The sequence below is a fragment of the Streptomyces sp. XY431 genome (assembly GCF_001279805.1).
Lineage (GTDB): Bacteria > Actinomycetota > Actinomycetes > Streptomycetales > Streptomycetaceae > Kitasatospora > Kitasatospora purpeofusca.
On the sequence record NZ_LGDO01000487.1, the window covers coordinates 12567 to 32599 of the forward strand.

Below are 20033 nucleotides of genomic sequence, written 5' to 3' on the forward strand. Positions count from 1 at the left end.
GTACCCGAGCAACACAGGCACGCACAAGATTGCTCCCTTCGGAAGCGCTCGGCACAAGAGCGCCGCCGCCTTATCGCCACATCCGGGTTCACCCCGACCCTACAGGCATAGGCCGAAATCCAGCCGCTCATCGCCCGCCTGCGGAATTCGGAGCCACTTCCGACAAGGCGGATAATCCGCCCACCCACATAGCGATGCACAGCCTCGCCGCTCCTGATCCGCAAGGCCGGAACTTTCACGCGGTTTGCGCGGATTTGCCACCCACTAGCACACTTGACTCGAGCGCCCGGCAGGTCAAGGTGCACCATCATCAAACTCCCCACCCATCCAAGACATGACAGTGCACCAGCAGCAATCCGGGCAATCCGGGCACAAGCTCCGATATGGACGCCCTGGCGGCGCACCCGAGGACGCACCGTGACCGCGATTCCTTGGCCTTGATCCCCAGGTGGTCCCCAGCAAGATCGCCAGGGAGTGCTTGTCGCGGGCCCGATCCACTGACGTATCATCAGCAAAAAGGCCGCTGACCTGGGATTTCTCCCGGCCAACGGCCTTTCCGACTCCCGTCGGGACGACAGGATTTGAACCTGCGACCCCTTGACCCCCAAGTCAAGGGGTTCAACTATTGTCGGCAGCCGAGGCCTCAAAGCCTCGGCTGTTTTGTTGCTCAACTATCCTGAAATACAAGTGAGTTGGGACTTCTCGGCGGAAGCGGCGGCACAGAGAGCTGACAGTTGCTCAGTGTTTACTTCGTACAGAAGTGTCCGTTTCGGACCATCGGCGTCCATAGGCGCTCATCAGGTGTGGTCCCAAAGTGGTCCCAGGCCGACCGCCCCGCGACAGCTACGGCCCGTGATCGAGACCTGTCGGCCCTTCAGCAAGCGGCGTCGTTCCGGCCCGATTGCCCCCCGTGGCGATGCCGTTAGCCGGCCCACGGAGCCGGCGCCTGCGGGCGGATCACGGTCGCTTACCCACCAGTTGCGGATAGTGATCTTCCGGGCGGTGTGTCGTCTTGAGCGTGTCTTCGCCGTGTGGTTCTGACGTGCCTCGCGCGCTGCCCCTCACGCTCTGCCGCCACGCCCGGTCAGGCGGCGACTCTTGGCCCCAGGATCACCCGATCGGGAGAAGGGGAAGCTCATGGGACAGCGTGCACGGCGGGGCCGGGTCTATCGGCGGTGTGGTTGTTCGGACGGGCACTGAAAGCAGCTGGGTCCGTGGTGTGTGCGACTTCTGGAGGAGGCGGGTCACGGGTCGTGGACGTACTGCGTCGACCTGGCCCCGGAGGACGGGAGGCGCCGCACTCGCCGTCGGGGCGGTTTCGCCACCCGGGCCAAGGCGGCCCGGGAGATGAAGGCGGTGCTCGACGGCGAGCTGGGCGGGGTCTACGAGGACCGTCGGGCCACCGTGGCGAGCTTCCTGCGGGAGTGGCTCGCGGCAAAGAAGGAGGTGCTCGCGCCGAACAGCTACGCCGGGTACGCGGGCTGCGTCGAGCGGTACCTGATCCCCGCGTTCGGTCACTACCGGCTCCCCGACCTGCGCCTCAAGCATGTCGACGCCTGGGTCACGGCCCAGCAGCAGGCCGGCCGCGGCCGGGTCACGATCTACCGGGGCGTGACCACGCTGCGCAACGCGCTGAACCACGCGGTGTGCTCGTGGCGGCTTCGCTACAACCCGGCCAAGCACTCGGTCCCGTCCAAGCCCCGTGCCGCCGAGCGCGTCTGCCGGACGCCCGACGAGGCGGCAGCGTTCCTGCGCCACAACGCCGAGCACTATGCCGACCGGCTGACCGACCTGTTCGAGGTCAGGCTCGGCACCGGCATGCGCCGCGGTGAGATCCTCGCCCTTCACTGCTCCGACGTGCACCTCATGGACCGCAAGCTCTATGTCCGCTGGACCCTCTCCGCCGTCAACAACGGCAAGCTTCACCTCCGCGAGCCCAAGACCGAGGCCAGCCGCGCCTGGATCAGCCTCTCCCCCAGAGTCATGGCCGCCCTCCAAATGGCCGCCCACCCCGACGGCCGGCTGGAAGGCCTCGTCTTCGCCCACCAAAGCGGCCTGCCCCTACGCCCGCAGTGGGTCCTCGACCAGCTCCGCAAAGGCACCACCGAAGCCGCCCTCCCCACAATCGGCCTGCACGACCTGCGCCACACCGCCGCCAGCATCATGGTAGCCGAAGGCATCCCCCTCGCCGTCGTCTCCAAGCCCCTGCGCCACGCCACCCTCGCCACCACCATCAACCTCTACGGCCTCCTCCTCAAGGACTCCGCCGACCAGGCCGTCCAGGCCCTGAGCAGAGCGCTCGACCGCGCCGAAGCCAACCAACCCCGGGCCCGCTCACAGGATGTGCACCGACCCAACGGAGTCCAGGAGCTGGTTAAAGTCACTCCCTCATCACGCCCTGCGGCTCGCCATTGATTGTTACGGCCGGGTCGGTCTCCACCACGCGCACGGACATGTCGATCGGGGCGGGGCGGGCGTTGGCCGTTTCGGCCGCCGAGAGGTGTCGGACGTTGGCGGAGCCGTCGGCGAACGGGCGGACGGTGTGGGCCAAGAGGCGGGTCAATTCATCGTCGAGGCCGTGCTGCAGCGGGGTGCCGTCAGGGCCGAAGGAATCGATCTCGCGCTCGGCAAGCACCAAGCCGGTCTCCGCATGGGTGGCGGTGAAGCGCAGGATGCCGCTCTCGTTGTAGCGAAACTTGATCTCGATCTTGTTCCGTCGGATGTCCTGTTCGCGGGTCGGGAGATTCACCTCGATGTTGGCCAGGGGGAAAGCACGGTCGCTGTCGGCCGAGTGGCCGACCTCGCCCTCGATCACCGGAACGCGCACGAAGGAAGCGCCCGGCGTGTCCGGGTAGAAGTTGGCCGTACCCTCCGCGGGCAGCGTGGCGTTGCGTCGGATGATGGTACGGAAGCCCCTCTGTTCGCCAGCGCTCACGGCCGTTCCCAGGTCGTAGCTGGTCACCAGGGAGAAGTCGCTGTCGTCGCCGAGTTCGCCGTCGAGGGAGGCAGCATAGATGGCTGCCCCTCGGGCAACGGCGGTCATAGGCCGGCACAGACCGCTGTCGACGATGCGGTCATGGCCGAGGAGCTTACCCAGGGCGTGACGTACCTGGGGGATCTGCGAAGTGCCGCCGATCATCAGGACGGAGTCGATGTCGTCCGGGGTGATGGCCACGTCTTTCAGGGCCTGCTGAACCGGCGCTAGGGCGCGAGTGATGAGCGGGGTGATCACCTCGGTGTACTCGGCCGCGGTGATCGTGACTTCACGCTTCGAGATCGAGGAGGCGAGGCCGATCGGGAGGTCGAAGAAGAGCGCGCCGTCCATTGGCACGGAGGACAGGGCGATCTTCGTCAGCTCGACCGACCGGCGCCACCTGCGTCGTTCGGCCTTGGTGAGCTGGTCCGTGGTCAGGCCGATTTTCTGCTGGATCAGCTGGGCCAGCGCGTTGTCGAACTCCAAGCCTCCGAGGGCAGTGATACCGCGAGAAGTCTGTTCTTCGAAGAGGCCGTCGTCGTATTCGAGGACGGTCACGTCGATGGTGCCACCGCCCCAGTCGAAAACGAGGAAGCGGCCGGGGATCGGGACGTCGTGCGCGTACGAGATCGCAGCCGCGGTGGGCTCGTTGAGCAGGGCTCGAACCCTCAGTCCGCCGAGCGCTGCCGCGGCGCGGGTGCGGTAGCGGGCGCCGCCCGTGGCGTTGGCGGGGACGGTGACGACCGCGTCGGACAGATCGAGCAGTTGAGCGGAGGCGCCTTCCTTCATTCGACTGAAGAGGGAGGCGGCCGCGACCGTACTATGGAACTTCTCCGAGCCGACCCAAGCATGGTGCTCTTCGAGCCGGGCCACGACCTCGAGGCCGTCGATGTCGTCGCCCTTCTCGGCACCGGAGCGGGTGCCGAGCATGCGCTTGACGGCGTCAAGCGGCTCGCTGGTGGCGGTCTTCGCCTCCCAACCGAAGCAGAGGGTCCGCTGGAGGTCGCGAACGGACAGCACGGAAGGGAAGAGCTGCTCGAATTCCGACATCCGCCACTGGGCGGGTACGTTGTCGCCGTCGACCGGCAGCACTTCGGTGGTGTGACCGTTCCAGCGAGCCACCACAGAGTTGCTGGTGCCGAAGTCAATACCGAAGCTCATCGCGATTCCCTCCAAGTCATTCCGATCCGCCGGCTAACTGCGGCGCGCAGCGTCTGCCTGTAGGTCGGCTCCGGAGCCGTGACCGCCGTGCTTGACGGGGCATCGAGATCTTCAGCCTGCCCTGTACCCGGATCGCTGATTGCCGCTGCAGGAGCCGGTTGCTCAGCCGGGAGAGCCCTCAACCAACCGCGTTCGACGAGCTTCCCGGACTCCTTGTCGACATAGGCGGGCGCGACAAGTTCAAAGGTGACCGGGCCGCTCTTCATCACACCGGGCTGATCCTCCACGACGTTGAACAGCGACTGATCACCGGTGTCGCCGACGATCTGCAGGCCGGCCTTCGCCGCCTCGTGGTCGAGGCGGGTCAGCACCACCTGCAAGCTCTTCGCGTCCAGCGCCTGCCGATGCAGGACGGCCAGCTGCGCCAGGTGCATCTGACGCATGCAGATGCTCTCCAGCACGCCCTTGCGTACTGCTTCGGTGAACTGGGGAAGCACTCGGCGCATCAGCTCGGCCCGAAGAGTGGATACCAGATCGGCCTCGGTCTCCTTGTCGGCCAGAGCCGCGCCCAGATTCTCCGTCGCCCTCTCCAACTCCTTCTCCACCACGGGCAGGAGCGTCTCGTTGACCGACTTCAGGATCGCGGCGGCGTCCAGGGCCCCCGGGGTGAACTCGGGTAGGTGGCTCTCGGTGAACCGCCAGGGAGCAACCTCGGCTGCCCTGCACTCACCACGACTCCGCACGCTTCCGATGTTCGGCCCGCGTCCCCGGTCCCGCTGGGAGCCGTCATGGGGACTGGAACCACTGTCGCCGTTACCGGCTCCGTTGCTCACGATGTGCTGCTCTCTGGGTCTTCAAGGGCTGTGGTGTCTTCAGTACCCGGGGAGAGGCGTTCTGCCGCCCTGGTGATTATTTCTCTGGCCGCCTCGGCACGAGACCACGCACGGTCGCTTCCCGTGGGCGGCTCGGTGAGCCTCTGCAAAGGCTCGGGCGGGAGTTCCAGCCGATGGCTCGTGCCTGTGGGATCCTTCCAGCGGTACGGTGCGAGCGGAACGGCGAACCAGGGAACTTCCTGCTGTCCCCGCTCGGCCTTCTCGATCATGTCCTTGGCACGGTTGATCCGGACGCGGCCATTGTCGTCGAGTTCCTTCCTCAGGGCTCGCCAGGCCGTCTTCCAGTCGTCCGCCCCGTCGGGCACGCCGAGCACCAGATAGGGGTTGAGCGGCTGGTCCCGTTCTCCGAGGTGTCGGTCTTCCAGGAAGTCCCGATTCTTCCGCAGCACGGCCACGACACCTCCGCCGAGCTGGTCCGGCGCCGGGAGACGGCCTTCGGCGTCCTGCTTGAGGAGTTCGAGGGACTCCGTCATCTCCTGGCCGGCGCGCAGGTAGGCCTGGATGTTCTGAGCCTCCCAGCGCACCGGCTGCGAGTTATGGCGGAGCCTTGCGGTCATGGTGAGCGCCGCTTTCCTCCGCTGCTCCGCCATCTCGTAGGCCCCGCGGAGGAGGGCACGATGCATCTGCCGCACGGCCCTGATCAGGGTCCGAACACCGATCCAACCGTTGAACTTCTTGTTGCTCGCGCTGCGCACGCCGGGGTGGATCCGCTCCAGGAGGACCCACAACCGCTCGTCGGCAACGAGGTCGTCCGGGGCCTCCCCAATCCGCCGCACCTCGCGCAAGGCTTCGAGGAGCTTCTGAGTCGGCGGCAGGAGGTCGGTCCACTCCTCGGCGATGGCCTTGGCGTCGTTGGCCTGTAGCTTCACCAGTAGGTGCCAGTCCTGCGGCCAGTCACGGCCGGGTTCCGTTCCCGGACCGGCCTCCCGGCGCTCCCGTTCCAGGGGCCAGGCCAGCAGGTCCATCTCCTCGTCGCTGAGGGACACCGGGTCCAGGCGGGCGCGGAAGTAGGCAGCGCGGGACGTGCCGTCGCGCTCGGGTACCGCGCCGATCCACTCCTCGTCGATGTAGTCGTCGAGAAGCGGCCGGGGAAGCTTCACCAGGAGCGCCCTCTGCCGAGGGGCCGGCAGGTTGGTCCCCATCAAGCGACGGTCGTCCTGGTAAATCTGCCACATACTGCCCGGCTCCCCCAGGAGTGGCAGCGGCTTGTCCTCCATCAGAGCGCGGGCCCGGTCCAGGAGCCGGCCGTTAAAGACGTCCAGCCCGTGCTCCTGTGCCACGACGAGCAGGGAGACGCCCGCGACCGGGTCCTCCTGCCGAGATGCTGTCTCGGCCACGGCCCGGGCCAGCTTCTGCCCGGAGAACGCGCTGATCTCCGCCTTCAGCGCATCGGGCAGCACCATTTCGGTGAAGGAGCGGGCGCGCTCCCAGGCCTCCCGGTCGGTGAATCCTTCGGGGACCGGCTGGTGCATGACCGGTTCCGGCGCCGGCTGCCTCTGCGGCGGAACGACCGGAGCAGGACTGCTGGGGCCTTCCGACACCTCCGGGGCATTCCCAACGGTCCGGGCCTGGCGGAGGGCGAGACGGCGGGCGATCTCACGCTGCCGCAACTCCTCCAGGCGGGCCTGCTCGTCCTGGCCCGCTCCCAGCGGGATCCCTGCCGTCATCAGAGCTCCTCCGCGAAGATGTGCACCTGCTCGATCACCGCGGCAGGGGTCCGGTCCAGGCTGTAGGAGTCGGCGAAGGCGATCCTGGCTGCGAGGCCACCGCCACTAACCTCCTGACGGAGGGCCTGGAGTCGTTCGTTTCCGCACTCCTCGCCGGCGGACTCCAACGGATGCTTGACGCCGACCGCGACGGGCTCGCCGGTGAAGTCCGACCTGAAGAGCGCCACCGGTCCGGCAGCGGTCTCCTTCAGGCTGACAGTGGGCTCCTCGTCCGCCCAACCCTTCAGCAGGACGGCGTGCTCGTCCGGATCGATCTGCAGTTTCCGGCCGCGAAGGGCGTCGGTCAGATCGCGAGCGAGCCGCCAGTCGTACAGCGGGTGCAGGCGCATGTTCGAGTAGTCGCGCAGGCAGGCGTAGCAGGAGCTGCGGCAGTTCTGCGCATGGTGGTCGGCCTCCAGGTCGCGCACGTAACGGTCGACCGCCTGGAGGAACTCCTCAATGTGTTCCTCCGAACCGAGGTAGGTGCTGAAGCCAGCGCCGTTGTCGAGGCTGTCCGCCAGGTAGGCCATGACGGGAGCGGCCACCGGGGCGTCCGAGCCGTGGATGCCGCTAAGGAGTTCCTCCGGCTGCACGTCCAGGTGTGGGGCGGCGGCACGGCGCAGCAGGGCCGCCAGCGAGTACCAGGCGGCGCGCCGGCCGTAGTAGGCCTCGGGGAAGCCGTCGATCTGTTGGGACTTCGAGATGTCGAAGCGGAGGCCCCGGCCCGTGTCGAGGGCGCCCTTAGCCCCGATGAAGAGCATGTCGGTGTGCTGGGTGGCGCCGAGGGCGATCTCCATGTCGGCTTCCGCCTTGGGGTGGTCCAGAGCGACGTAGCCGCGCCACGGGCCGGTGTTCTTGGCGAACCGGAAGAGCTTTCCGGCGTTGGTGTTGACGATGTAGCGGTCGCCGCTGCCGGTGTGGACGACCATCCAGTCGTCGGCGGCACGGTGGATGCGCGGGGCGGTCTTCTCCAGGTCGGTGGCGGTCCGTGCGCTGGTGGCGTTGGAGCCGAGCTCCCGGTAGCCGTCGTAGTCCCGTGCTTCGCGGGCAGCCCGAAAGCCTGCGGGCTCTCGGAAGGGTACGGCCCTGTAGTACTTGCTCTCCGCGCCGCAGGCGGGGCAGGTGCCGGCGTTCCCGGTCTCCATGTCGACGGCGGCCTGCGGGTCCACGTGGGAGCAGATCCGGCACATGGCGATCAACTGTTCCGGCCCGAAAGGGTCCTCAGCGGCCTGCACTCCGCGACCGCTCGGGACGAGGGAGACCACTCCCATGGAGCGGAGCAGACGACCGTCCTGCGGGGTTTCGCTGCCCGGTGCGAACTTGCTGAGGGCGACGGCCAGGTCGCGGTTGACGGAGTCTGCCGGCGGCCAGGGGAAGGTCTTCTGCGGGATGTTCCGGTAGAGGAGACGGGAGCGGGTCGGGAAGCCGAACATGGGTAGGAGACCCGCCTCTGCAAGACGCTGGCTGAGGTCGGAGTGGCCGACCGTCCGGGCTGCCACTTCGTCGATCTGGCCGAGGAGTTCGCCGACGGCGGCCACCGGGTCGATGGCGGCGATGTTCTCGGGTGTTCCAGTCCGGAGGGCAGCGGCAGCGGCTCGGATGCGGTCCGTGCGCTCGGCGGTCCAGCGGCGGACGGCACCGCGGTGCACCGGCCAGTCGGCGGCCAGACCGAACTGTCCGTGGACGTTGGTCGTCATGTCCGGTCCCTTCCGCCGGTCTTCCGGCTGCAGCGGCTCGAAGGCCTGGCGCAGGACCTCTCCCAGCAGGACCCGTCGGAAGACGGAGACCATGCCGAGGACCAGGTAGGGCGGCGGGGTCGGGTCGTTGGTGATGGCTTCCGGTCGGGCGAAGTAGTGCTCGTCATGGCTGCGACCGCGGCAGACGGTGAGGGCCACGGCGACCGGGCTGTTGCGTCGGCCTGCGCGCCCCACCCGCTGCTGGTAGTTGAAGCGGGTGGGCGGCATGTTGGCCATGATCACTGTGTTGAGGGGACCGATGTCGACCCCGGCCTCCATGGTCGTGGTCACGGAGAGCAGTTCCAGGCCGTCCGCCTGCGGGACGTCGTTGTCGCCAAGGAAGACGTCCTGGAAGAGGCCCTGGCGACGCTGGGCCTCCAGCCGGTCCGTCTGGCCGGTCAGCTCCGCGGTGCGTAGGGGGAAGTCACCGGTGCGGTGGGCGGCCTTCCATGCGTAGTAGTCGCCTTCGAGGACTCCGCTGTACTGCTGGGGCACAGCGGGCAACGGGGTCAGGCACTTGGTGCACAGCCCCGTGCCCGGGTGGAGGTGCGGACGGTGGCAGGAACGGCATGTCCAGGTCTTGTTCTCGCCGGGGCGGAGCGCCACCTTCTCCGGCTTGATGACGTAGTCGACCACGGCGTCCTTCCAGACGCCGAGCACCCGGTCCTCAATCGTCTGCACATCGGTACCCTGCCGTTCGGCGACCTGCTTCCAGAAACGCTTCAGAGGCGCAGGCGGCCTCTGCAGGGAGGCACGTATCCGGGTGAAGCGCCGCATCAGGCCGATGATCCGCAGGCTGGCACGCGCCACGGCCTGATCGCTGTCCAGGCCGCCGATCTCCAGGGGCGAGCGGTCGTCGCTCAGGCAGAGCCAGCCGAGTCCGAGCGACTCGAAGTCACGGCCGCCGCCGGAGAAGAGACTGCCGATCGCCTCGAGGCGGAGGCGGGAGCGGAGCCGGTTGAGGAGTTCCTCCTGTGCCTGGGTCTCCACCACCGCTTCCCGGTCCCGGTCCCAGTTGTAGAGCGCGGTCCAGGGTTGTCCGGCCGAGGTCTGTTGGAGCGAGGCCGCGGGACCGGCGGGGTTGGTGCCGTACTTCAGCAGCATGCCTTCGAGGTCGGAGGCGAGGTCGTCCAGCGAGGGCAGTTCGGAGAACTTCCGCTCCAGGTCGGGCAGGAGTTCCGGTTCCGCGTCGAGGTCGTCGGCGAGGATCGCCTTCAGGCGTCCCCAGTCCGCCGGGTTGCGGTCCCTCAGTCGTTCCATGGCGGCACGGGTGCCCGCACGATCGACCGGTTCCCCGGCGTAGTGGGCCTTCACCAGTTGGAGGTCTCCGAACGGATCCCCTTGGTGCTCGACGGCCTGGGCGCTGAGCAGGCGGAGAAGGTCCTGGTGGTGGCGCAGGGCAAGACCGCTGGCGAGCTCGGAGGCGTCGTCACGGCTGTCGGAGAAAGCGATCGCCTTGCGCCGGCCGTCGGGAAGGTGGCCGAGGGCTTCGGTCACCAGCACCTGGTTGATCTTGTAGAAACCGGTGCGCATCCGCCGGACCGGCGCGTTGCGCAGCCGGTCAGGGGATTCCAGCGGAACGAAACGGCCGTCCCTGTCGTACTTGATCTCCCAGTCGTCGCCGCAGGCGGGGCAGCGGGTGGGGAAGGCCTGTAGCCGGGCCGGGTCGTAGGCCGGCTTCTTGCCCTCCTTGTCCAGGGGCACGGAGATGTGGAACGACCACCCGGTGTGCTGGACGTCCCGGTTCTCCAGGCGACCGGTGCCGGGCTGGTAAGCGCTGCGGCGGAACTCGAACTCGACCTGCGGCCCTCCGTCGGACAGGCTCGCGTGCCAACCGGGGGCGTCGAGGCCGAGACCCTTGGTGCGCGGCCAGTACACGACGTAGTTCGCTGCCGTAGGTGCGCCACTGGCCTCGTCGGGGAGCAGGTCCAGGTCGGGGAAGTCGGTGTGGAGGGCACCGGTGAACTTGCGCCGCCGGGTGTCCTTGGGGCTCGCGTACCCACCGAGCATGAGGTCGCCGCAGGCCTGGCAGGAGAGGAGTTCCAGTACGCGGGCCCCGCAGGTGCAGCGGGAGGTGGGCTCGGCGAAGAGCCGACCGACCCGCCGTTCGAGGCCGTGTTCCACGGGGATGTCGGGACAGTTCGGGTCGGAGCAGGCCCAGATGCCCTCGATGTTCCGGAAGAAGAAGTGGGCTCGGAGCTGGGGAAGTTCGGGGTCCTGGGCCGAGCCGATTACGCGCAGAACGCCGTGGAGGGCGGCTTGGCGGCGTTCGTCGGGGCTGTCCGGGAATAGGTTCTTCGCCAGTTCGGGAGCGGGCAGGGCACGCGGCTTGCCGCCGGGAGTGAGTGCGTGTTGGAGCGCCGGGCCGAGGCCGGTCTCCCGGGCCAGGGCGACGGCTCCGGCCTGGGTGACGGCGACCTCCGCCGCCTGCGCGAGGCGTTCGGTGTGCGCGGCAAGGTCGCCCCCGCCATGGATCTCCTTCGCCTTTCCAGGAATGACCACGCGCCGGGAGCCGGGCAGGGCGAATAACCCATTGAGGAAGTCGTCGTCCCGACCGGCCTCCAGGGAGGCGGAGGCTGCGAGCACACGCAGCTTCTCGGGGTTCTTGTCGAGGCCGAGGCGGTGGCGGAGGTTGCGCAGCAGGTAGGCCACCTCGGTGCCAGCCGTGCCGCGGTACATGTGGAGTTCGTCGAGGATCAGGGTGAAGCGGGCGTCCGGGGTTTCCTCCAGCCACTTCCTCGTGGCGCGGAAGATGTGCTCCTCCTGCTTGCGGAGCAGCATGATGTTCAGCATCGAGTAGTTGGTGACCATGATGTCCGGCGGCGCTGCCTGCATGTCCCAGCGGGCATGCATCTCCGCTCCGCCGAGGCGCGGGATGAAGGGCCGCAGCTCCTCGTCGAGCTTCTCGTCGGCCTTGCGTTGCCGTTCCTGAACCTCCCGTAGGTACTGCCGGAGACGGAAGTTGGCCGGCTCGGAATCGCGGCTGCCGGAGACGGGGGTGGCTCCGGTGTAGCGGCCGAAGTAGAAGCGGTGTCCGTTGCGCTTCCGGTCCAGCCACCCGTGGGCCTCACGGCTGTCCAGCGACTTCCGAAGCCGGGTCAACTGGTCGTCGGCGAGGGCGTTGGTGGGGTAGAGGATCAGCACCCGCATGGCGGCGGGGTGCCCGTGCTCGCCCCGTCGGCTGGGCACGTAGTCGCCGTCTCCTTGCCACCATTCCCGCTGTACCGCACGGGTGCCCGGCCAGTGGGCGGACTCGGCGACCAGGTCGGCGAGGACCGGCAGCAGGAAGGACTCCGTCTTGCCGGAACCGGTGCCTGCGGTGACCACGAAGTCCTTGCCCTCGCACGCGGCGACCAGCGCGTCGTGCTGATGCTGGTAGAGGCTGGTCACGCCGTCGGGGAGGGTGAAGCGGGCGAACTCGGCCGCGTCGGGGTGCGCTCCTGCTTCGGCGAAGGAGTCCGCGATGCTGACTCCCCGGGAGGCGTACTGCGGGCGCAGCTCGATCAGCGGGCTGCGCCAGGCCCCGTTGTCCCGGTCCAGCAGGTTGCGCCGTTCCTCCATGACGGAACGGTCGTCGACGCCGAAAGGTGTGTCGTAGTAGCGGAAGAGCGCGCTGCGTAGGTCGTCGAAAGTGCCCATGACGTCTTGAACATCGGTGTCCGCCACCGCCGCTGTCTGCTGTTCGACGCTCACTTGGTCCTCCCGCCGGTGGCCGCCACCGATCGCGGCATGATCTCCAGGTTCTGCTGCAGCGAGGCTGCGATCGCCTCGGCGAGCGTCCTCGGTACGTTGTCATACGCGCGGGTCTTCGTCTGCGCAGCCGCCGAGGGCGGGAAGCCGCTGCACAGGACGGCTGCGCGCTCGTGCAGGGCGGGGAGGGGCGCGTACCGGTCGACGAGGAGCCGGCCGATACCGGCGCGGCCCTTGCCGGACTCTGGCCGCCACCGCATCGCACCTGTGCGATGGCGAGCGAGCTCCAGGTAGACGCCCGCCTCGCGTTCCACCACATGAAAGACACTGTTGTGGCGGACGCGGGTCAAGCGTGCGTAGTCGGCCCCGCGCCACCGGTACAGGCCGTCCTCGTCGTCCCTTTCCACGGGGACGAACCGCTGGAGGCGTAGCTCGTACTTCTCCAGCGTGTTGGCGGTGCTCCCACCGGGCGGTGCGGACTCGGGGCCCATCGCCGCCTGCGGAAGGAGCTCCGTCAGCTGCCGAGCGGCGCAGGGCACGTAGCGGGCGCCGAGGAGCTCTGCGGCGCCCTGCAGGGTCCGCAGGTCCTCGTACTGGAACAGGAGGGTGTCAGGCAGCGGCGCCTCACCGGCCTCTGGCCGGTGAGGGACAGTGATCAGCTCCATCCACTCCTGTGCCGCCTCCTCGATACGCGTGCTGATCTGCGCGGTGCGCGCACCGGTCAGCAACGCGAGCCCGTCGGCGTGGGGCAGCCGGGTCAGCACCGGTGGGGCCACCGACCAGCGGTCGGCGCGCAAGTCCACGTCGATGAAGCCGAGAGCGGCCGCCTTGCGCATCCAGTCCCAGTCGGCGTACTCCTTCAGCTCCAGGCTCCATGCCCGGGCCTGGTTGCGGACCCCTTCGCGCAGCGCGGACGCCTTGCCGCTGCGGCTCTCGCTCAGCCAGCGCACGAGGATCCCACCGAACTCGTTGCTGCTCATCGGTCCAGCTCCTTCGCCGCCTGCACGTACGCGGCCCAGGAGGGCTCGACGGACGCCTGCTGAGCGTTGACGACGGCGCGGGCCCAGGCCCGCGGGTTGCCGGCACTCCTCGGCTTCGGCGTTCCGGGATTCACCGGGTGGCCCTTCCAGCGTCCGCTCCGGCGCTCTAGGAGCCAGCCGCCGATGCCGTGGAAGTCGGCCTCGAAGCGGAGCGGGGCGGGGGTGTCAGGAAGACGTTCCGTCCACCAGTCCGGTTGTTCCGGGGCCTCCAATGTCCACAGCCGCCCGTCGGCCGCCGCGAACAGCACCTCGTCCGCGTCCCGACGGCACAGCTCCATGACGGCTGCCGCGTCCTGGGGCGTGGCGCTCGTGCAGTCGGCGCCGGTGATGCCGGTCGGCAGGGTCTGCTCGACGAGGAGCGAGGGCGACTCCGAGGCCTTGCCGTCCACGACGGCGAAGCCGCAGATCTTCGTGGCCTTTGGCTCGATGACGGCCTGGTCCGTGGTGGCGAAGCCGATCTCCCCGCCTACGTAGTTCACCGTGTGGCGGCCAGGATCCAGCCGCAGCAGGGCCAAGGGGACGGGGCGGCCCGCGACGATCGCCTTCCTGAGCTCGGGGCGCTCCTCGCCGTCGATCAGGAGGGTGCCAGTGCCCTCCGTGACGTCCGGGAGGACCACCTGGGGCTCACCTCCCCGAAGGTACAGGTGGGCGTCGAGCGAGGGGGCGAGCTTCAGTCCGCCCTCGAGGCGGAGCTTGAACTGGGCCGGGGGCTGCAGGAGGCCGACCGCACCCTGGACCTCCTGGAGCGCCCGGCGCAGGCTGACCGCGTCGTCGAAGGTGACGGGCTTGTGCATGGACCAGCCCTGCGGCACCCAGACCAGCTTGCTGGTGTCGGCGCTGCGGCCCGTGGTCGCGGCCTTGTCAAGCAGCCGCTGCACGTCCCGTTGCGCGGTCGGGGCGGCGAGCACCACGTGTGCCTCTCCCGTGCGGAAGCCGTCGGTGCCGGCCCAGACACCGAGCACGTCGTCCCGCGCGAGCACCAGGATGGAGGAGGAGGGGCAGCTGAGCACCAGACCGTCCCCGTCCCGGCGGATACCCTTGCTGAGGGTGTCCGCGCTCGGGGCGGGCAGGCCCGTGACCTCGTAGTAGGCGGTGTCGCCGAGCTGCTCGAGGACGACGCCGTCCTTGAGTTCAATGCGCTTCTTCTGCTCCGCGGACCGCAGTCGCGCCACCCAGCTGAGACGCCCCGCGTCCAGCCGCACCAGGAGTTCGGCCCGGGTGGCACCGGTGGGCACCAGCTCGTCCGAACCGTCCCAGGAAGCGGCGTAGTTGCCGATCAGCTTGGCGAGGAAGGGGCGGAACTCCCCCTCCTGCAGAGCGTTGCGGAAGCCCTTGGAGAAGTGCTGTTCCATGCCCCGGATCTCGATCTGGGCCAGCAGCCTCTCTCCCGGCAGGGGCCAGGTCGTGCCGTACTCCCGCAACGACCGGAAGAACCTCGGTATGAGGGAACGGTCTGCACCGCTGAGAAGCGCCTGGGACTGGGCGAACCCGATCATGCTGCGGTTGGAGGGCAGGTCGGCGGGGGCGGGAATGGTGCAGAGACCCCGTGCACCCTTCTGGCTGTACTGCCAGGAGGCCAGCACCTTCCACATACGGGAGACGGGCTCGTAGTGGTGGCTGCCCAGTTGCCTCTCGTCGCCGGTCAGCAACTCGGAGAAGCGGGCGTGGTAGGCGGTGGCCCGGTGGTTCCGGTCGTTCACCATCCGGGACGCGGCCATCACCGAACAGGCCAGCAGCGGCAGGAAGGCGGGAACGCCGTCCTTGTCCTGCTGCCACCTGCGCCACCGGTAGTCCTCCAGCGCGCCGTACGGTTCCGCGGTCCCCGAACGCAGGAACCTGCCCACGCTCCGGGGAAGGGACTCGTCCATGCCGTATCCGTGCCTGAGCTCCTGCTCCACGTCGTCGTCGACGTAGAACAGCGTCGGGTGGCCGGCGTGCTGGCGTCCGAAGAACTCCTCGGCCAGCACTTCCTGCCACGCCCCGTAAGAATGGTCCACCCTGTCCCCAAAAGAGAGGTTCCGATGCCCTGGTCGTGAAATTTCCCGGCATGGAACGGTCTTCCGCGTCACCATAGACCCGCCGCTGACCACTACGGGCCACTTCCGAACACCTTCTCAGCCTCTACTGCCACTGCGCTGCGCAACCCGGACGGGACACAACACGCGTAGACGTCCGCCCGCCCCTCACCTGCGTGTCCAGCGGCCGAGAGCAACCTCCTGCAGAACGTGAGCCATCGGCGAAGCAACGGATCAGCCCTGCCGTGCCCAGCGATCGCCACAATGGCTTTCCAGATCGCAAGCGCCGACGAGCAAGGTCGCACACGGTGCGCAGTCAGGGCGTCAGTGGGGAACCATCGGTCGCGCCCCGCGGGCGGCGCTTGTCGACAGAGGCGCCGGCCGAGCAGATACGGCGCCAAGGAGCCCACAACTTAAGCCTGTTCAGCTCGACAGACCCCGGATCCTCCACCTCAACTCGCTACGAGGGTCGAGGAGCGCGCCACATCACGGTGGCGAGCCTCCTGTGGAAGCGGCTCGCCGCGAAGAAGGAAGTTTGAATCCTTGCTCATTCTGCCACTGGGCTTGGCGGACACGCCGACGACTCGGTTGAGCCTCCCGACCTCCTCGTCGGCATGTCTTCCCAACACCTGCAGAAGCACCCCTACTCGAGATCGCCGAAGAGCTCGATCTCGTAGATCCGCTGAGCCGTCGGACGGACCGGCCTCAGCCGGCCCGGGTACACCGTTACGACGCCCTGCTGGGGCACCGGGACCGGCTTCGGGCGGGGCCGGCGCTTCCGGCGGGGCGGGATCGTCGCCTTGGGCCGACGAGTGGTCGCCGGGCGCGTGCTGCGCTGCCGGCTCTTGTGCTGGATCGAAGTCATAGTCGTCCCTTGAATGGTTCGTTGGGATACTGACGAGCCCGAGCCGCTTCACCGGATGGATTCCGGTAACCGGCCAGGATGTTGGTGGCTCGATGGCGCGCCAGGCGACCATCATCGAGCTCGGGCTGATGTCACGGCAGCGTGGCAGATGCCCCTGTAGGCCATCAACTCTGATGCGTTAAACGAACGTTAAAGGCCCTCCGGAGGCTCATGCGATGCTGTCCAAGACGCGGCCATCGGGCCAAGTCGCGCTTTGACATTGGGGATTGACATGAAGTTTCGCCTGCTCGGACAGTTGGCCGCACTCGACGACGGACGATCTGTCGATGTTCCGTCAGGCAAGACCCGCGAACTCCTGGCTCTTCTACTGCTGACCCCGGGCGAACCGGTTTCCCATCGAGAGGTTGTTCGATTTCTTTGGCCGGGCGAGGACACGAAACCCTTGAACATCCGGCAGTACTGCCTCAGATTGCGCCGCGCCGTGGGACTGGAAGTGGGAAACAGCGGCGGCACCACCCACATCCAGGTCGACCCCGCCAGCGTCGACCTGGTCCGTTTCCGGAGCCAGTACGCCATCGCGCTCCGCACCTCGAATCCACAGAATCGGCGTGACGCGCTGTTGACTTCGCTGGCCGAGTGGCGCGGAGCCGCCCCGCTAGAGGACCTGCCAGGTGAAGCTTTCGCCCAGCGGCGAACCTGGATCCTCCGCGAGCTGCACGACGCGTTCGCGGACTGCGTGCGCACCGACTTGGAGTGTTCCGAACCCCACATCGCGCTCCAGCGGGCCGACGACGCGCTGGTGCACTGGCCCGACAGCGAGACTCTGCTTGGCCTGAAAGTCCAGTCGCTGGGTGCACTGGGCCGCCACTACGCGATCGACCCGCTGCTCGCTCAATGGCAGCGCCGCTTCAACCTGCCGACCGCCCATCTGCTACTAGCAAGGACGAGCCAGGAGAACATCATCACGTCCGGCATCACGTCACCGGATCTGGGGCTCCCCGAGCGGCTGAACCAGCTGCCGGCCCAGCAGAAACAGCTGATCGGCCGCCGATCAGAGCTGAAGCTCCTCGCCGACGTCGTACTGGGCAGGGAGCCCGGGTCGGGGCCGATCGCCGTTGTGACGGGCCTGGCGGGCGTCGGGAAGACTTTCCTCGCGGTTGCCGCGGCCCAGCACCTCGCGCCGAGCTTTCCGGACGGGATCCTGTACATCGACCTGAGGGGATTCTCCACTCTCGAGCCCGAGGAAGTCGCCTCCGTCCTGGTCCGGTTCCTCAACGACTTGCGGACGACCCCGGCCACCGTAAACGTCGACGGGCTGGTATCGGCCTACCGTTCGGCGCTGTCGGGTCGCCGAGTGCTGGTCGTCCTGGACAACGCAAGGAACGAGGCACAGGTCCGACCGCTGCTGCCTGGTCAGGGCCGAAGCGCCGCGATCGTCACCAGCCGCCGACGGCTGGAGGGCCTGGTCGTCAAGGAGGGCGCGAAGCCGATCAATCTCGCGCCGCTCGACCGCCCCGAGGCCGCCGAGTTACTGAAAGCATCCCTGGGAGAGGAACGGATGGGACTTGCCAGACCATTCGCCGGCTCCTTGCTCGACTACTGCTCCGGCTTGCCGATCGCACTGCGTATCGTGTCCGCCCAGATCGCCCGCCGCCAGCCCCAGGACTTGCCGGGCGTCGTCCGCAGGTTGCTGGCGGAAGGTTCCGGGCTGCGCCCTCTTGACCTGCGTACCGACGAGTTGAACGTCAGCTCCCTGCTGGAGAGTTCCTACCGGCTCTTGTCCGTGTCTGCCGCCAAGCTGCTGTGGCAACTCTCCGTGCATCCCGGCCCGACGATCAGCTGGCGCGCGATTCAGGCGCTGGGACACGACCATGCCACAGTCGGGCGATCGTTGGACGACCTAATCGACATGAGTCTGGTGACCGAGCCCACCCTCGACCGATACGGCATGCACGACCTGGTCCGCATCTACGCCACGCAGCTGGCCGCTCAGCAAGCTCCTGGGGATCATGACGAGTGCCTCCACCAAGTACTGGAGTTCCTGCTGCAGAACGCCTGGTCGTGTGATCTGGTTCTCGACCCGGATCGCCGACTGCCGATCACGGCGAGCGAGGAGTTCGCCGTAGTCTCACCCCCGAACCACGCGGCCGCGACGACCTGGTTCGACGCCGAGTACGCCACCCTGAGCGCCGCACTCCAGCTGGCCTGGAGGCTCCGGCTCGACCGGTACACCTGGCTCCTGGCCCTCACTCTGCTGACCTATCAATGGCGGTCCCACCGATACCTGGACGCCCTCGGTCACCTCACCAACGCCCTCCCGGCAGCCGAACGGATCGCCAGGCCGGAAGACGTGGCCATGATCCGACGCCTGCTCGCCGGAACCCACCGCGGACTCGGCGATCGTGCGAAGGCCATGGCGGAACTGCGTGGAGCGATCCGCACCAGCCAGGACCACGGCGACCTGAAGGGCACCGCGTTGGGCCGTTACAGCCTGGGCATCATGCTGCACGAGGACGGCACCACCGACCAGGCAGTGGTGGAACTCCGGGCCGCCCTGACTGACTTCAAAGCACAGGACGACCGGCTCGGACAGGGAGCTGCGCTCGACGGACTCGCCAACGTCCACCACCGAGCCGGCGACCACTTCTCAGCCCTCGAGTACTGTCGCCGGTCGTTGGCTCTGTTGGAAGGCACCGCCGACCTCAACGGCCAAGCACACGGCTCGTTCACCATGGGCCGTGTCCAGGCTGCGCTCGGCGAGCACGACGCGGCGGCGACTGCCTATCGTCATGCGCTGATGCTCTACCGCTCGATGGCTTACCCGAGTCGGGTTGCCAGGACGTTGGTCCGGCTCTCAGACGCGCTCAGCGCACTGGGCAACGACCAGGACGCCGAGCAGGTCGTCGAAGAAGCCCGTGTGCTCCTCGCGACGCTCGGTGAGAAAGACCTCGACGCTGCGGTGGAGCGTCAACGGCAACTCTCGTAACCATCCCTCCCGGGCTCATCGGGCCGGCTCGACCAGCCGGAAGTACGCCGAGGGGTCGGGGCGGGCGGCCTTCGGGCTCCGGGGGGAGCCGAACGTCGGCAGCCAGGTGGCGAGGTAGCCGCGAACGTCCGAGATCTTGGGACGCTCACGCGGGTCGACGGCGACCATCGCGAGACCGAGGCTCTTCAGCTCTTCGGGCATCTGAGAATCGAGTCCGTTCGGGAAAGCCGGCTCCGTCTCGCCGGGTGGGCCCTCGACACGGCTGTACGGCAGTGTCGAGGTCATCATCTCGAAGAGCAGGACACCGAGGGCGAAGACGTCGGACTTCGCGGTGGACTCGGCGCCCAGCACGTACTGCTCGGGAGCGGCGTAGCCGGGTGTCCCGCGGGGGTCATAGTTCGGCGTTGAGAAATCCGTGGAGTTGCCTACGTCGAGGAGTCGAATCCGCCCATCGGGCTGAATCATCACGTTGTTCGGCGTCACATCCCGATGAACGTAGCGCTCGTGCACCAGCGCCAAGGTCTCGCAGAGCTGGGCCACCACACAGGCCGCGTCGGTGGCGAGCACCGGTTGGTGTCGGCCCATCCAGGAGCGAAGGGTGGCACCGTCGATCAGTTCCATCACGATGTATCGCCGCTTGCCCCAACCATCGTGCGAGCCATCGCCCAGAACCCGGGGAATCCCCGGCACCGATTCCATGAACACCAGTCGGGCCAGCTCCTCCTCGAGCGGCTCGGCTTCCCCGGAATATTCAGTCAATGATTGACCGAAGCGTCGAAACTGAGCCTTGACAGCAACATCTCGACGATCGTATTCATCACGGGCAACGAAGAGTTCTCCTTCGCCGCCTTTGCCGAGTTCCCGTAGGACCCGAAAGCGGTTGTTCAGGAGGGTGCCAGGACGCACGACGCAAACTCCAAGACCAGATCTGCCCGGTACCCGGGTTCGGAGAGCAATGGACATGAGG

General features: G+C 67.8%; 9 protein-coding genes. 2 read left to right on the plus strand and 7 right to left on the minus strand.

Going from position 1 to position 20033, the window contains the following annotated elements:
- Positions 1–1221: 1221 nt before the first annotated feature.
- Positions 1222–2415 (plus strand): tyrosine-type recombinase/integrase, encoded by a 1194-nt coding sequence (locus tag ADK60_RS33030; RefSeq protein ID WP_159400689.1) that lies wholly within the window; start codon positions 1222–1224, stop codon positions 2413–2415.
- Here the strand turns inward: ADK60_RS33030 and ADK60_RS33035 are convergent.
- The 6 genes from ADK60_RS33035 to ADK60_RS33060 are packed head-to-tail and all read right to left on the minus strand — an operon-like array spanning position 2381 to position 15197.
- Positions 2381–4135, minus strand: a complete 1755-nt coding sequence (locus ADK60_RS33035; protein WP_053650636.1) for an Hsp70 family protein — start codon at positions 4133–4135, stop codon at positions 2381–2383. The genes ADK60_RS33030 and ADK60_RS33035 overlap by 35 nt on opposite strands.
- A complete protein-coding gene (locus ADK60_RS33040; RefSeq protein WP_159400690.1) occupies positions 4132–4968 on the minus strand; it encodes a hypothetical protein in 837 nt (278 codons plus the stop codon). Before ADK60_RS33040 ends, ADK60_RS33035 begins: the two co-directional genes overlap by 4 nt.
- Positions 4965–6695: a hypothetical protein gene (locus ADK60_RS33045; protein WP_053650638.1), complete on the minus strand. Its 1731-nt coding sequence runs from the start codon at positions 6693–6695 to the stop codon at positions 4965–4967. Before ADK60_RS33045 ends, ADK60_RS33040 begins: the two co-directional genes overlap by 4 nt.
- On the minus strand, positions 6695–12163 hold the full coding sequence (locus ADK60_RS33050; protein ID WP_234371412.1) for a DEAD/DEAH box helicase: 5469 nt from the start codon (positions 12161–12163) through the stop codon (positions 6695–6697). The genes ADK60_RS33045 and ADK60_RS33050 overlap by 1 nt, the downstream gene beginning before the upstream one ends.
- The gene (locus tag ADK60_RS33055) at positions 12160–13140 is read right to left on the minus strand and encodes a hypothetical protein (RefSeq protein WP_053650640.1); all 981 of its coding nucleotides are present in this window, start codon (positions 13138–13140) and stop codon (positions 12160–12162) included. Before ADK60_RS33055 ends, ADK60_RS33050 begins: the two co-directional genes overlap by 4 nt.
- Positions 13137–15197: a hypothetical protein gene (locus tag ADK60_RS33060; protein ID WP_159400691.1), complete on the minus strand. Its 2061-nt coding sequence runs from the start codon at positions 15195–15197 to the stop codon at positions 13137–13139. Before ADK60_RS33060 ends, ADK60_RS33055 begins: the two co-directional genes overlap by 4 nt.
- A 1154-nt stretch (positions 15198–16351) precedes the next feature.
- Here ADK60_RS33060 and ADK60_RS33070 point away from each other — a divergent pair.
- On the plus strand, positions 16352–19066 hold the full coding sequence (locus ADK60_RS33070) for an AfsR/SARP family transcriptional regulator (RefSeq protein WP_079008888.1): 2715 nt from the start codon (positions 16352–16354) through the stop codon (positions 19064–19066).
- Between the two features lie 15 nt (positions 19067–19081).
- On the opposite strand, the gene ADK60_RS33075 is transcribed toward ADK60_RS33070, so the two are convergent.
- Entirely contained in the window at positions 19082–19972 is an 891-nt protein-coding gene (locus ADK60_RS33075) for a serine/threonine-protein kinase (RefSeq protein ID WP_159400692.1), read from the minus strand.
- Positions 19973–20033 lie beyond the last annotated feature (61 nt).